Source organism: Mesorhizobium sp. SEMIA396, assembly GCF_024518615.1.
Lineage (GTDB): Bacteria > Pseudomonadota > Alphaproteobacteria > Rhizobiales > Rhizobiaceae > Mesorhizobium.
Genome location: NZ_JANIFC010000002.1, coordinates 488,344 through 501,242 on the forward strand (window position 1 = coordinate 488,344; position 12,899 = coordinate 501,242).

Sequence of the window (12,899 nt, forward strand, 5' to 3'; positions counted from 1 at the left end):
GAAGCAGGGATGGGCAATACGCTCATAGGGATGGCTTCCTTGCAGGGCCGACGGCCGGGTTCCCCGGCAGTGTCGATTTCGAGGGAAACAGCCAGGCGATCGCACCCGTGGCGATTGCCGAGCAGAAGATGAACAGATGCAATGCCAGCGCTGCCTGAAGGCCGCTCTTCATGGCAATGCCGGAGGTGAGCAGCGCCGCCGCTGCACCCGCTTCGTAGGTGCCGAAGCCGGCGACGCCTTGCACCGGTAGTATGGCGGCGCCTTCGGCCCCGACGACGCCTGGAAAGGCGGTCGAAAAGGATGTCCCCAGTAGCATTGCCAGCAACCATCCCTGCACAGTGAGCTTCAGCGACCAATTGGCGATCGTCCACCACCAGCCATAACGCGATCGGCCGGTCGCCTCGGTGAAGACATCGCGCAGCCTGCCGAGTTTCGCCACGATCTTGCCGCGGCCTGCCCAGTCATGCGGCGCACGCGCCCAGCGCGGCAGGTACCAGGCGGCAGCGATTACCGCGGCCACGCCCGCGATTCTTATCGCCGGATGCAGGCCCGGCCACACAGCCAGGGCCAGCACGCCGACGACGAAGGCGTCCTGCAGCCTGAACCACAGCAGCGAGGCGCTGGCACGCATGATCGGTATGCCGAAGACCTGGCGCAGGAGCAGGGGAAATGCCGTCTCGCCGCCGCGGAAGGGCACGACGTTGATCATCGCATTGTGGATCAGAATGACGCGCAGGCAGGCGCCGAAACGGCCATGCACCTCCTCGCGGAACTCGTCGCAGACGCGCAGCGCGCGCAGCACGTAGGTGACGAACAGCGCAAGCGCCACGGCCGCGAAAGCGCCGGGCGTGATGCTCGCGAAAGCATCGCCCACCATCTTCCAGCGCGAGTCGCTGGCGACCCACGCTAGTAGGGCCAGGGTCACGATTATTGAGATTGCTCTTTTCAACCAATTCTCCGCCGGTTTCCACCGCCGAGTTCAAATGGCAGCACCGCGTGGTGCCCGAGTATCCCTACCGCCATCGGGGATCGGTTCGCCTGGCCCACCGGCTTGCCGAGTTTCGGCAGGAGAACGCGACCGCCGAACCGTCGGGACAATATCCTGTCCAAGGCCCACAGCCCCAGACTGTCGCGGTTCTATGGACGGCTGATCCTATAGACCAGCAAATCGTCCGAATCCACAAGCTTGGTTGCGGTCTTGCCGAGATAGTCGATGACCCCGTCATGATGCTCGAGGAACAGCCGGTCCTGCTTGTCCGCGGCGTTCTTGGCCGTGCCGAACAGGTCCGCGCCTTGCGCGCGCAATTCCTCGAGCTGCGCGATCGCGGTGGCATCGTCCGCTACGAATTTCGACCATTCGACATCGCCGCCGCCAGGCGGGAACACCCAGCCGCGCGCTCTGCTGTAGTAGACGGCGACGGGATCGCCGACCTCGGGCGCAATGGCGACGACGAGGTCGCCCGGCTGCGCTAACCGCGCCAGTTCGTCGCCAAGCAGCTTGCCATTCATGGCGATCGGCGTCTTCATTGTTCTGACAAGGGGAAAAGTCGACCAGACCAGCGTGACGGCCGCGATGCAGATCGCGCGCAGCACGACCGCCGGGGACAAAACGGGTCCCGATGCAAGCGTTGCCAGGAGAAACGCGCCGCGGCCGCAGAACATCGCGAATGGCACATGGAAGATGTGGTAATTCCAGGGATTGCTGGTGATCTCGCGCGCTGCCGCCAGATAGATGACGATGGCCGCAGCCAGCCAAACATAAGGGATGGCCGAAAGAGTGCGTTGCTTGGGGTCTTCGACGGGTCTGGGCGGCAGCCAGAAGCCGATCGCGATCAGCACCATGAACGGATAGCCGTAGAACCACCAGACTGAGGTGTTCCATACGGATTTGAAGTAGAAGCTGTTCCTGAAGAATGTCCAGAAACCGGAATCCCAGATATAGCCGCTGCCCGCGACATGAAACGGCGGATAGCTGCGGCCGAGATAAATGGCCCAGCTGAAATAGGCGCCGATGATGGCCAAGCTCAAAAGCCCCAACAGGAAGACCTTGGCCGCCTGCTTTCGCTTGTTCTCAAGAACCCAGGAAACCATGAGGTAGAAGATGACGGCGCCGGCGGCGAGGCCCGGCGGCTTTGCCAGCACGCCGAGCGAGAAGCTCGCCGTGGCAAGCGGCAGGAGCCAGCCGCTGCCGCCGGCCCAGTATTTCGCGAACAGCCAGACGCCGAGCGTCACCAGGGCCAGCATCGCGGGATCGGGAAGAAACGAGCTGTCGATCATGATCGCCGCCGGCATCAGCGCGTAGGCAAGCGCCGCGGCGTGAGCGTGGGTCTCGTCCCAGCATAACGCCGTTAGCCTGTGCAGCGAAAACACCGTCACCAGACCGAAGAAGGCCGCTACCATGCGGCCGAACCAGTCGTGCCAGCCGAAGAGTTGATAGAGCAGGGCGGTCAGATAGCTGACGATCTGGAACTCGCGGCCCTGATAACTTGGCCCGGGTCCGGTCCAGCTGACCTCCGGAAAGAAGATGTTCCAGCTGCGCTGCTGGAAATTGTCGGCCATCATTGCCGTGCTTACCTCGCGCCAGCTGAAGGCATCGACGAGTGGCAAGGTGATGTTGTGGAACCTGAACACGACCGCAATGAACAGGATGCCCAGCAATATCGCCATGTTGGGGCTCAGGGTGCTGCTAGCAGCCATCTCCCGGTCGCTTGACTGCAGGTATTGCTGACCTTCGGCCTGATTCAACTCCGGGTCGTCCGTCATTTGAAACCGCGTCCTCCCTAACGTCTGCGGATGTTGCTTTTGAGCGCGATTGTCGGAGGTGGAGGAATATACGACGCAATTCTTAATTTTGACGATTGCGGCTGCGTGTGTCTCGAATAGTTGTTGTTTATCCGCTTGGCGAAGGTTGACATCACCGTTCTCGCGACTGTTAAATAGTTTCCTAGGCTGTCAGAGCGCTGATAGTGCTACCTTGGGCCAAACAGGCATGCGCACGCCAATTGTACCGACAGATCTGACCAGATTGCCGCCGCTTTGCGTCGACCGTCGGCAACACAGACCCCGTCGGTTCGCAAGTTGCACGCAGCTTATGTTTCTCCTGGCTCTCTGCGGCCAGACGGCGCTTTCGGGAACAGCGCACGCGGCTGCCGCCAAAGACAGCGGACCGGCGCAAGCGGTTGTCGCCACCGTTCCGACTGCCTACGAGCTGTCGCTTCTTTACGCCGATCGCACATGGGTGTGGAAAAACGGAGCAGCCTATTTCGCACAGGGCAATCGACGCCTCGAGGCCTGGACGTCCGGGCCGGACACGGCATCTTTCGCGGCGGGCAGATGGCTGGTCACCAGCAACGGTAAGATGTGCATGGAACTCGCCTGGCGGTCGAAGGGCTACACCGGCAAGCAAAAACGCACCTGCTACAGCCACCGGATTCAGGGCGGGAACATCGAGAAACGCGAGGATCCGGATGGGGAATGGTACAGTTTCAAGCGATCTCCCGAGGATGCTTCCGACGAATACCGGAAATTCGAAGTCGGTAACCCGAAGGGCGCGCAGTTCGAAGAGACCCGCAAGCTGGTCGATTCCAAAAATTAGGTACGCAGCCGACCCATCCTGACGAGTTGAACAAAATCACTCAATCCCGCTTTCGAGAGCGGACTGCAATTGCAAGGCACCTGTCAGGGATCTGGCGAATCGCTTATGGTAAGACATCAAGCAGTTCGGCTGGAGCCGTAGGCGCGCGGATCGCTGGTTGATGGCATCCAACTTTATCTGACAGAACGACGAGACGATGGGCCCTACCATACGGTTTTGATGAAATTTAATAATTAGTGATGTCTAATATTTACGAGTGATGTGCGAGTGGTCACTCATGCGGCGTGAGAGCGGCGAAGCATAGTATGTCGCGATGCGCCCTTGGCTTATACTTGATAGCAAGGGACACATGATGAACAATTCAGCGATGGGTGCAGTCAACCCAAGCAAAAATATCGTATCTATTAGAAATATCGTGGTTATCGTTGCGGCCGCGGCGATGATCTCTGTGGTTGCAGGGTGTCAGAGTATGGATGCGACCGAAACCAATTCGGTCCTCGTCAAGCCTGTGGTCCACGCCATCCGCAGCCAGCCCGTGCAGGCCGGATTTCTCGTGCGCTCGCTCCGGGCCGACCTTCCGATCCAGATGACAAGCACAACAGGAACCGAAAGTGCCTACGCCTTTGCACCACCGCAACGGATCAGAGCCAGCACGCCGGCGCCGGTGAAAATCTCGTTCAATCCTGGCGATGGCGGCACGTTCTCGGGCGGCTCGCCTTATATCTGCAGCCCTAGCGGGTTTGGCCAGCGCGCGAGCTGTCGCCCCCGCTATCTCTGACCCGTCGAGCGGCGACCGACGTTGCCGCCCTGGCTGGCGGCAGTTTCATTGGCCTGGTCTTCAGTCCGAAAAAAGGAGCGGCCGTCCTGACAATCGTGTCGATGTCTGAAAGTTCCGGCACAAAGCCAAGATGTTCGCGTGCGCTTCCCGGATCGGCGTAGAGCTCCGCCGGATCTCCGGCGCGCCGGCTTCTGAACACTGCCGGTACCGGTCTTGACGTCATTCGGCCGACCGCCTTAACGATTTCCTTGATGGAGACGCCTCGCCCGGTGCCGAGATTGACCGCCAGGCTTTGCCCGCCACCCTCGAGATGCATGAGCGCTTTCAGGTGGGCGCGGGCCAGATCGGTGACGTGGATATAATCCCTTACGCAGGTGCCGTCCGACGTGTCGTAGTCGGTGCCGAAAACCTCGATCGCGTCGATGATGCCCGATGCGGCCATGAGCACTCTGGGAACCAGGTGGGTTTCCGGCGAATGCCACTCACCAAGCTCGCCGTCGGGATCGGCGCCACAAGCGTTGAAATAGCGCAGGATAGCAAATTTCATTCCATACGCGGAAGCATAGTCGCCGATGATCTGTTCGCCCATCAGCTTGGAGCGCCCGTAAGGGCTGATCGGATTTTGCGAGGAGGTCTCGCGAACGGGCAATACTTCCGGCACGCCGTACGTCGCACAGCTGCTGGAGAAGATGATGTTTTCGACCGAACAAGCGCGTGCGGCATCGAGCACCGCGATGGTGCCTGTCACATTGGTTGAATAATATTCGGCCGGCTCGCGAACGGACTCTCCGACATAGGCCAGCGCCGCAAAATGGATCACAGCCGTCGGCCGGTGCGTTTCCATCGCCCGCTTCAATGCATCCCGATCCCGGATATCGCCGACGACAAGCGGGCCCCAGGCGACGGATCTCTCGTTGCCGCGGCTCAGATTGTCGAAAACCACCGGCATGTAGCCGGCGGAGGCCAGCTGCTTGCAGGTGTGGCTGCCGATGAAGCCGGCTCCACCCGTCACCAGGACTGCCGGCCGGCTCATGAGGCGGCAGCTCCTCTGGCAATGCGGTTTCCGTAGAGCAGGGTGTCAAAATACTCGACGGTGCGCGCGAGCCCTTGGCTCAAGCTGATTTTCGGCTCCCAGCCGAGATTGGCCTTGGCAAAAGAGATGTCCGGCTTGCGCTGCCTGGGATCGTCGACGGGCAGCGGCCGATGCACGATCTTCGATCGGGCGTTGGTGTAATCGACGACCAGCGTCGCCAGTTCCATGATGGTGAATTCGGCAGGGTTGCCGAGATTGACCGGGTGGGTGGGCGCGCTCGGCGCGTTCATCAGCCGGACAAAGCCCTCGATCAGATCGTCGGCATAGCAGAAGGAGCGCGTCTGCTGGCCGCTGCCATAGACGGTCAGGTCCTCGCCGCGCAGCGCCTGGACGATGAAGTTCGAAACCACACGCCCATCGTCGGGCTGCATGCGGCGCCCGTAGGTGTTGAAAATGCGGGCGACACGGATATCGAGGCCATAGGTTCTCGAATAATCGAAGAACAGGGTTTCGGCCGAGCGCTTGCCTTCATCGTAGCAGGAACGCGGTCCGTGCGTGTTGACGTTGCCGAAGTAGCTCTCGGGCTGTGGATGCACGAAGGGATCGCCATAGACTTCGGACGTAGAGGCCTGGAATATCTTGGCCTTGTTCTGTCGCGCGAGTTCCAGAAGGTTCAGCGATCCAAGCACGCTTGTCTTGAAGGTGTGGATCGGGTCTGCCTGGTAGTGCGGCGGAGAGGCGGGGCAGGCGAGATTGTAGATCTCGTCGCACTGAAGATCCGAAGGCAGTGCATCGACGATGTCGTGCTCGATACAGGTGAAGCTCGGATTACGCAGAAGGGTATTGAGATTGTATCTTTTGCCGGTGTGGAAATTGTCCAGCGCGACAACGTCGTATCCGTCCCGCAAAAGACGTTCGCACAGATGCGATCCTAAAAACCCCGCGCCTCCGGCGACAAGGGCGCGTCGTCGGCTTTGGTTGGCGCCCCTTTGGCTGCCGGATTCCAGTTTCAGAACCTTGACAAGCTTACCCATGCTTTCCTCGCACGCACCGCACACGCTACCGCCGGGGCCGGGACAAAGCATCGCCCGGCCACGTTCCTGAGAACGTGGCAAACCTCCGCGTCTGCGGAATCGCCATCACTGATGTGCGTTAATTGTTCTTTGGCTTTCGCGAAGCTGGTACGACTACACGACCTCCGTGCTGCCGCTCAGCATTCTCTGCGCCCCGAAAACGCGGTCACCCGCTCGGTGTCACCATCGCCGATTGCTCGCCCAAATTGCACATCCCAACATATCGAAAATATACCTGTGGAAATTATAGTCAACTAAATTAGTGATTTCTTAACCAAGTGCGCTCGCGGATGGTTAACATGAGGGGGCGACGGTCTCTCGGGCTGAAACACGGCGCATACGGAAAATCCTCTTTACTAATCAGCATATTGGCTCGATCGACGACAATGTATGACCGGACGCGGAAGCTGTCCCTTGAGGTAGAATCGAAACTTGACAGCAAGGACGACCGAGAATGAGCCGACAGCGATGTCAGCGCAGCGCGCGAAATACTCGGCTTAATTTTTGAGCGCATAGGTAGAACCTTGAATTGTTGCGCGGCCACGCCGCCAATCTGGTTGCGCTCGCACCCGCACGGCCCACCTCCAGGTGGCTGCCCGCAACTGGCCATCGCCTTTTGGCCGTCGGGGCGCTATTGGCAAGGTCACGATACGCCATGGTGATCTGAATGCGCTTTCTGTTTGTCCTGATCCTGCTCGTCGGCGCCGGCATCGGTGTCGTCTATCCCTGGGCGATGAGCAACTTCTCCGGCCATGAGATCGGCACCTGGCGGGTCTATGAGCAGGGCCGCTTCAAGCCGCTGACGGTGCCGCTCTCCGGCCGCGACGCGCCGGTGCGGGTGCTGGTCGACCTGACCGCAAGAGCAGAGCGCATCGTTTCGCAGCAGCGCACCGTCCTGACGCTGACCGCTGCAAGCAATGGCCGCACGGTGCTCGCCTCGACGCTGCAGTTCAACCATTCCGACAATCCTCGCCAGGCTAGCCCGCAACTGACCGACAAGATCTTTCGCGACGAGGCCGGCGTGATCGCGACCGTCAGCCCTGGCCCCTATATCTTCACCGTCGGACCGGGTGATGCCGACGACATACCAATGCGGGCGGTCGATCTCATCCTGCGCTCCGGCGCCGGCGAGATCGACAGCCGTGCACGGCCGGTCGGCTTCGCGCTGATGGCGATCGGCCTGATCGGATTCTTGCTGACTTTGCGCACTCGTGGCGGCCGGCCGGAAAATCCGAACTCGCAGCCGCCACCGCCGCGTTGGGGCAGGGGCTGATGCATGTCGCCCAAAAGTGTGCAGCGGTTTTGGGACAACGACATGCATAACGGCACAAAACCATGAACTACCGCCACGCCTATCATGCCGGGAATTTCGCTGACGTCGTCAAGCATGTCGTGCTGACGCGCTTGCTCGAGTATCTGAAGCAGAAGGATAAGGCGTTTCGGGTCGTCGACACCCATGCCGGCATCGGCCGCTACGACCTGTCGTCCGCCGAGGCGCAGAAGACGGGTGAGTGGCAAGGCGGCATCGGCAGGCTGATCGATGCCCCGTTCGCCGCTCCGGTGGCGGCGCTGCTCGCGCCTTATCTGGAGACAATACGGTCGCTCAACCCCGAGGGTGGCATCCAGAAGTACCCGGGCTCGCCGTTGATTGCGCGCCATCTCATGCGCAAGCAGGATCGGCTGACGGCGATCGAGCTGCACCCCAAGGATGCCGCAAGGCTGAGGACGTTCTTTGCCGGCGATTTCCAGGCCCGGATCATCGAGCTCGATGGCTGGCTGGCGCTCGGCGCGCATCTGCCGCCGAAGGAAAAGCGCGGCCTTGTCCTCATCGATCCGCCATTCGAGGAAGCGGGTGAGTTCGAACGCCTCGTCGACGGGCTCGCCAGGGCGCACAAGCGGTGGCCAGGCGGCATCTATGCGCTCTGGTATCCGATCAAGGACCGCAAGGCGATCATCGCTTTCCGCAAGGCGCTGAAGCAATCCGGCATCCCGAAGCTGCTCGACATCGAATTCGAGATCAGGCCGGCCTCTTCGGAACCCAGCCTCGACGGCAGTGGTCTGCTGGTCGTGAACCCGCCGTTCACGCTGGAGGGCGAGCTGCGGACGCTGCTGCCGGCCCTGCACAGGCTGCTTGCGGTGGGGCGGCCGGCGCACTGGTCGCTGGAATGGCTGGCCGGCGAGCAGGCTTGAGGCGGTCTCATCGACGACCCAGGGACCGCGTGCTCTTGGGTCTGGATATGAACGTGCCAGAGCCATTCCGGTGCGTGCAAATTCGGCTTTGGTCAAAAAGCGGTTTCAAACTGGGAAACCATTGTCAACGCAACCGCTTGACCGCCGCCGAGCGAATCCGCACAGTGCGCGCAATCGACCTTGAGAGGCTGCCATGACTCGCTTCGCCAAATCCGCCCTTGCCGCCCTGATTTCGCTCTTCACCCCGCTTGCTGCGCCTCTCGGTATCACCCAGACCGTGCAGGCCGCCGATCTTACGGTCTATTCCGATGAAGACAGCGGGGTCTGCGGTCAGCCCTGGGTACTGAACAAGATCACCAGCCGCTTTTCCTATCAGGTGCATCACGTGCCGCATCTGCCTGACGTGCAGATCACCGATTTCCGGCGCATCCACCAGCATCGCTATCTGGCGGCCAACGATACCTGGCCGATCGGTCGCCGTTATTGCGGCGCCACCGTCAGTCTGTCCGACGGCCGCGATCGCACCATCTGGTACCTGATCGAGGAAGGCCAGGGCTTTGCCTCGATCGGCGACAATGTCGAATTCTGTGTCTCGGGCTTCGACCGCTGGATGGTCTACAACGGCCGCTGCCGCATTCTGCGCTAGACCCGGTTTCCCCTTCCAATCTCTTTCGCGCCTGTGGCTTGATCGGCTGCAGGCGTTTTTTCGCGCCGCGTTGACAGCAGGTTCGATCCGTCGCATACAGGCGAGACAGACCTGTCTCAATACTAGGTAATCTCCATGACGCCATCGTCCGCTTCCGGCAAGCGCCAACACGTCGTTGACACGGCCTACGTGCTGTTCAAGCGCGCCGGCTTCCATGCCACCGGTATCGACCGGATCATCGCCGAAGCCGATGTGGCCAAGATGACGATGTATCGCCACTTTCCCAGCAAGGACGAACTGATCGTCGAGGTGCTCGACTATCGCGCTATGCGTTTCGACCGCCAACTCGACCGGCTCGCCCAGGAGGACGTTCCGCCGGAGCAGAAAATCGGAAAAATCTTCGACTGGCATGCACGCTGGTTCCGCAGCCCGGATTTCCATGGCTGTCTGTTCGCACATGCGCTGGCCGAGTTCGGCGATCCCGGGCACCCGATTTTCGAGGCCGTTGTCAGGCAGAAGAACGGCCTCAAGCGGCGCATGCAGTCTATCCTCGAAGAGATGATGCCGCACGGCCGCGCCGAGAGCGTGGCGGCGACGCTGCTTATGCTGATCGAAGGTGCGACCTTGCTGGCGCAGATGGGGCAGGCAGAAGCCGCCATTCGCGACTCCCGCAAGGCGGCCATGGGCATCGTCGCCGCCTCGCGCCGGCCGCAATGAGCCCGCTGGTCATCGGGCTCGCATTGTTTGCGGCGATCCTGCACGCAAGCTGGAACGCGTTCCTGCGCACGGGGGCCGACCGGTTGTGGACCGTTACCGTCATGAGCTTTTCAAGCACGGCGCTCGCCATCCCCTTCGCCTTCTTCCACGCCCTTCCGGCCGCGCCGGCCTGGTCCTATATCGTGCTCTCGGCCTGCCTGCAGGTTGGCTACACCTTGTTTCTCGTGGCCGCCTACAGATACGGCGAACTGGGGCAGGTCTATCCGATCGTTCGCGGCAGCGTGCCGCTGCTTGTCACGCTCGGCGGGTTCTTCCTGGCCAACCAGCAGCTCACTCTGCCGCAGACCGTCGGCGTCGCGCTGGTCGCTGGCGGCATCATGGGCCTTTCACTCGGACGGGGCAGGGCCGCCACGACATCGATATTCTATGCATTGGCAACGGGAGCGATCATCGCCGCCTATGCGACGGTCGATGCGCTCGGCGTTCGGGCGGCGGGAAATGCCGGCGCCTACACCGCATGGGTCCTGCTGATCTACGGCGCGTTGCTGCCGGCGGCCTTCGTCGCCTGCCGTGGCCGGCTCATTGTCGACCCGCGCGCGCCTGAAACCTGGAAGGCGCTCGGCGGAGGCCTGTTTGCACTTCTGGCCTACGGTGTCGTGGTCGCGGCCTTCGCGCTCGGACCAGCAGGTCCGATCACCGCGATCCGCGAAACCAGCGTCGTCTTCGCGGCCTTCATCGGACGCCTGTTCCTCGGCGAGATGCTGACGCCGCGGCGGGTCGGCGCCTGCGCTATCGTCGCGCTCGGCGCCATCTGCCTCGGCTATCAGTCGTGACGGAAATGCGGATCGCGAAGATTCTGGACGGCAGCCCGTCTCAGGACGGCGAGGGCTGCTGACGATTTTTGCCACCGGCATCGCGCTCAATCTTGGCAATCCGAAAATGCCGTTGTTCTACGTCGCGCTGTTGCCTAGCGGCGTAGGCGCATCGCTCAATGCTGCTCATCTTGGTGTGCTGATGATGGTGATCCTGGCTGTTGAAGCGGTGGTGATCGGCGTTCATATCATCCTCGCCGGCCGCGCCCGCAACCTGTTGCGCACGCCAAGGATCGTACGCCGGGTGACCGCGCGGCGGGCGGTGTGATGATAGGCGCCGGCGTTGCCGTTGTTGCCGCGCGCTGAGCGGATTGCCCAGTCGCCACGCTATTTCCTGCGCGGCATCGCCTGATCGATGATCTTGCGCAGGAATGCGGCGTGGCCGCGGAACGCGCGCCGTCCACTCGTGGTCGCCTTGACGCGCGTCTGCGGCCGGCGGCCGACGAACAGCTTTTCGATGTCGACATAACCGGCCCTGGCCAGCGTATCGAGATGCGCGCCGAGATTGCCGTCCGTGACGTCCACGATGGCCTTCAGCCCGGTGAAGTCCAGCGTTTGGCGCCTTTCCAGCATGTTCAGCGCGGCCATGATCCTGAGCCGAGTGCTCTGGTGGATGATTTCGTCGGCACTCATCGATTGGCTCCGGTGCAGCCAAGCCGGAGGCCACCGACAACCATGCCGCCGCCGTGGCGGACCGTCTTGGCAATCTCGAACGGCGACAGCGCCGTTTGTCCCTGTGCGATGGACATCGAAGTACTCCGGCCTTCTGTGCAGAATACTCTGCCATATAGAGTTGTCTGTCAATTCACGAGCAGTCGGGTCTGCGATCGCGCTTGACAAGGTGATGCATTGGCCGGCTGCCGCATTGCAGTATAGATCGTCCGCCTGCATGAGATGATCGCACCGCTGAGGCTGTGGTCATGATATTGGCGAACGAAGATCGACACGCAAAGCTGTTCGCTGATCTTCGGAGCTTCACGAGAAGAGCGCTCCCGCGGAGTGTGGAGAATGTCGGCGACACATTCTAGCCGATGGTCGAAGATCAGCAGTGAATTTCTGCGACGATCAGCACGATCATGTGCCGATCGTAACCGAAAGTTAAGTTGCGAAAATCAGTCTATTGCTTCGCTGGCTAGCAAGCCGCGAGTCAGATATGCATGAGCGCGCCGGGTCATTACGGCCGTCGGCACAACGGAAGGGGCATCGCATGGCTAAGCAGTCATCCAAAGCGCCGGCGTCGAAGGCACCGGCAAAGAAAGCACCCGCAAAAGCAGCGACGGCGAAGGTCGCAGCTGCAGTGAAGAAAGCAGCACCCGCTGCCAAGCCGAAGGCCGCGGCGGCCAAGGCAAAAGCAGCACCGGCCAAGAAGCCGGCAGCGAAAGCTGCTGCGAAACCGGCAGTGAAGAAAGCAGCACCCGCCAAGGCAGCGGCAAAGCCGGCGGCGAAGGCGGCACCAGCCAAGAAGCCTGCAGCGAAGGCTGCGGCGAAACCCGCAGCGAAGAAGGCAGCACCTGCAAAAAAACCGGCTGCCAAGGCTGCACCTGCCAAGGCTGCACCGGCCAAGAAGCCGGCTGCGAAAGCTGCTCCGGCAAAGAAGGCTGCGGCAGCGAAATCTTCAGCACCGGTGAAGAAAGCGGCACCTGCGGCCAAGCCGAAGGCAGCACCCGCGAAGGCCGGCAAGAAGTAGTCGCGTCTTCCCTCGCCGGGGGCGGTGCCGAAACAGTCAAGGGCGGGTGCCCGACAGGCGCCCCGTTCGTTGTTTGGCAGTCGGAAGGCGAGAACAGAGGCGGACGGAGGATATCTTTTCGCAGCTCCCAGGACTTCGCCATAGGGCGGAGTCCGGTGGGGCTTTTTGTGCCATTCATGCGCTTGATGAAATATCGGCGCGAGGCCCTTCGGTCTTGGCTGTCGGCTGAGTGATCCCTGCGATTCTGGCAACTCGGCGACTATGTGATCAAGCACCGTCTTCATGGAGCGCTCGCCAAACGGCCCCGG

The 12,899-nt window shown here is 61.5% G+C and carries 13 protein-coding genes and 1 pseudogene; 8 read left to right on the forward strand and 6 right to left on the reverse strand.

Annotated features, from left to right (window positions below; translation table 11 throughout):
- Window positions 1-22: 22 nt before the first annotated feature.
- Window positions 23-949, reverse strand: coding sequence for a lysylphosphatidylglycerol synthase domain-containing protein (locus NP503_RS07235; RefSeq protein ID WP_127270649.1), 927 nt, complete (start codon window positions 947-949; stop codon window positions 23-25).
- 188 nt (window positions 950-1,137) lie between these two features.
- Window positions 1,138-2,763, reverse strand: coding sequence for a glycosyltransferase family 39 protein (locus NP503_RS07240; RefSeq protein ID WP_127270647.1), 1,626 nt, complete (start codon window positions 2,761-2,763; stop codon window positions 1,138-1,140).
- Window positions 2,764-3,091: 328 nt separating this feature from the next.
- Between NP503_RS07240 and NP503_RS07245 the strand changes: the two genes are divergently transcribed.
- On the forward strand, window positions 3,092-3,595 hold the full coding sequence (locus NP503_RS07245) for a DUF995 domain-containing protein (protein ID WP_127270645.1): 504 nt from the start codon (window positions 3,092-3,094) through the stop codon (window positions 3,593-3,595).
- Window positions 3,596-3,947: 352 nt separating this feature from the next.
- Window positions 3,948-4,373: a hypothetical protein gene (locus tag NP503_RS07250; RefSeq protein ID WP_306250209.1), complete on the forward strand. Its 426-nt coding sequence runs from the start codon at window positions 3,948-3,950 to the stop codon at window positions 4,371-4,373.
- Here NP503_RS07250 and galE read toward each other — a convergent pair.
- Together galE and NP503_RS07260 are read right to left on the reverse strand one after the other, a co-directional pair.
- Window positions 4,327-5,406, reverse strand: coding sequence for a UDP-glucose 4-epimerase GalE (gene galE, locus NP503_RS07255; protein ID WP_127270642.1), 1,080 nt, complete (start codon window positions 5,404-5,406; stop codon window positions 4,327-4,329). The genes NP503_RS07250 and galE overlap by 47 nt on opposite strands.
- Complete coding sequence (locus NP503_RS07260) at window positions 5,403-6,440, reverse strand: UDP-glucuronic acid decarboxylase family protein (protein WP_127270640.1); 1,038 nt, start codon at window positions 6,438-6,440, stop codon at window positions 5,403-5,405. The genes galE and NP503_RS07260 overlap by 4 nt, the downstream gene beginning before the upstream one ends.
- Before the next feature lie 706 nt (window positions 6,441-7,146).
- Between NP503_RS07260 and NP503_RS07265 the strand changes: the two genes are divergently transcribed.
- From NP503_RS07265 to NP503_RS07290, 6 genes and pseudogenes are all read left to right on the forward strand, one after another.
- Window positions 7,147-7,752 (forward strand): hypothetical protein, encoded by a 606-nt coding sequence (locus tag NP503_RS07265; protein WP_127268682.1) that lies wholly within the window; start codon window positions 7,147-7,149, stop codon window positions 7,750-7,752.
- Between the two features lie 62 nt (window positions 7,753-7,814).
- Complete coding sequence (locus NP503_RS07270) at window positions 7,815-8,669, forward strand: 23S rRNA (adenine(2030)-N(6))-methyltransferase RlmJ (protein WP_127268683.1); 855 nt, start codon at window positions 7,815-7,817, stop codon at window positions 8,667-8,669.
- A 193-nt stretch (window positions 8,670-8,862) separates the two neighbouring features.
- On the forward strand, window positions 8,863-9,315 hold the full coding sequence (locus tag NP503_RS07275; RefSeq protein WP_127268684.1) for a hypothetical protein: 453 nt from the start codon (window positions 8,863-8,865) through the stop codon (window positions 9,313-9,315).
- Between the two features lie 135 nt (window positions 9,316-9,450).
- Window positions 9,451-10,032 (forward strand): TetR/AcrR family transcriptional regulator, encoded by a 582-nt coding sequence (locus NP503_RS07280; RefSeq protein ID WP_127268685.1) that lies wholly within the window; start codon window positions 9,451-9,453, stop codon window positions 10,030-10,032.
- Window positions 10,029-10,865, forward strand: coding sequence for a DMT family transporter (locus NP503_RS07285; protein ID WP_127268686.1), 837 nt, complete (start codon window positions 10,029-10,031; stop codon window positions 10,863-10,865). The genes NP503_RS07280 and NP503_RS07285 overlap by 4 nt, the downstream gene beginning before the upstream one ends.
- A 31-nt stretch (window positions 10,866-10,896) precedes the next feature.
- Window positions 10,897-11,210, forward strand: a pseudogene (locus tag NP503_RS07290) (LysE family translocator); the annotation flags it as partial.
- A 21-nt stretch (window positions 11,211-11,231) separates the two neighbouring features.
- Here NP503_RS07290 and NP503_RS07295 read toward each other — a convergent pair.
- Entirely contained in the window at window positions 11,232-11,537 is a 306-nt protein-coding gene (locus NP503_RS07295; protein ID WP_127268687.1) for a transcriptional regulator, read from the reverse strand.
- 465 nt (window positions 11,538-12,002) lie between these two features.
- A complete protein-coding gene (locus NP503_RS07300) occupies window positions 12,003-12,875 on the reverse strand; it encodes a hypothetical protein (RefSeq protein WP_206517174.1) in 873 nt (290 codons plus the stop codon).
- Window positions 12,876-12,899 lie beyond the last annotated feature (24 nt).

Coding starts and splice junctions, on each gene's coding strand:
- NP503_RS07240 (WP_127270647.1), bottom strand. CDS start 2,763: ATGACGGACGACCCGGAGTTGAATCAGGCCGAAGGTCAGCAATACCTG.
- NP503_RS07245 (WP_127270645.1), top strand. CDS start 3,092: ATGTTTCTCCTGGCTCTCTGCGGCCAGACGGCGCTTTCGGGAACAGCG.
- NP503_RS07250 (WP_306250209.1), top strand. CDS start 3,948: ATGAACAATTCAGCGATGGGTGCAGTCAACCCAAGCAAAAATATCGTA.
- galE (WP_127270642.1), bottom strand. CDS start 5,406: ATGAGCCGGCCGGCAGTCCTGGTGACGGGTGGAGCCGGCTTCATCGGC.
- NP503_RS07260 (WP_127270640.1), bottom strand. CDS start 6,440: ATGGGTAAGCTTGTCAAGGTTCTGAAACTGGAATCCGGCAGCCAAAGG.
- NP503_RS07265 (WP_127268682.1), top strand. CDS start 7,147: ATGCGCTTTCTGTTTGTCCTGATCCTGCTCGTCGGCGCCGGCATCGGT.
- NP503_RS07270 (WP_127268683.1), top strand. CDS start 7,815: ATGAACTACCGCCACGCCTATCATGCCGGGAATTTCGCTGACGTCGTC.
- NP503_RS07275 (WP_127268684.1), top strand. CDS start 8,863: ATGACTCGCTTCGCCAAATCCGCCCTTGCCGCCCTGATTTCGCTCTTC.
- NP503_RS07280 (WP_127268685.1), top strand. CDS start 9,451: ATGACGCCATCGTCCGCTTCCGGCAAGCGCCAACACGTCGTTGACACG.
- NP503_RS07285 (WP_127268686.1), top strand. CDS start 10,029: ATGAGCCCGCTGGTCATCGGGCTCGCATTGTTTGCGGCGATCCTGCAC.
- NP503_RS07295 (WP_127268687.1), bottom strand. CDS start 11,537: ATGAGTGCCGACGAAATCATCCACCAGAGCACTCGGCTCAGGATCATG.
- NP503_RS07300 (WP_206517174.1), bottom strand. CDS start 12,875: ATGAAGACGGTGCTTGATCACATAGTCGCCGAGTTGCCAGAATCGCAG.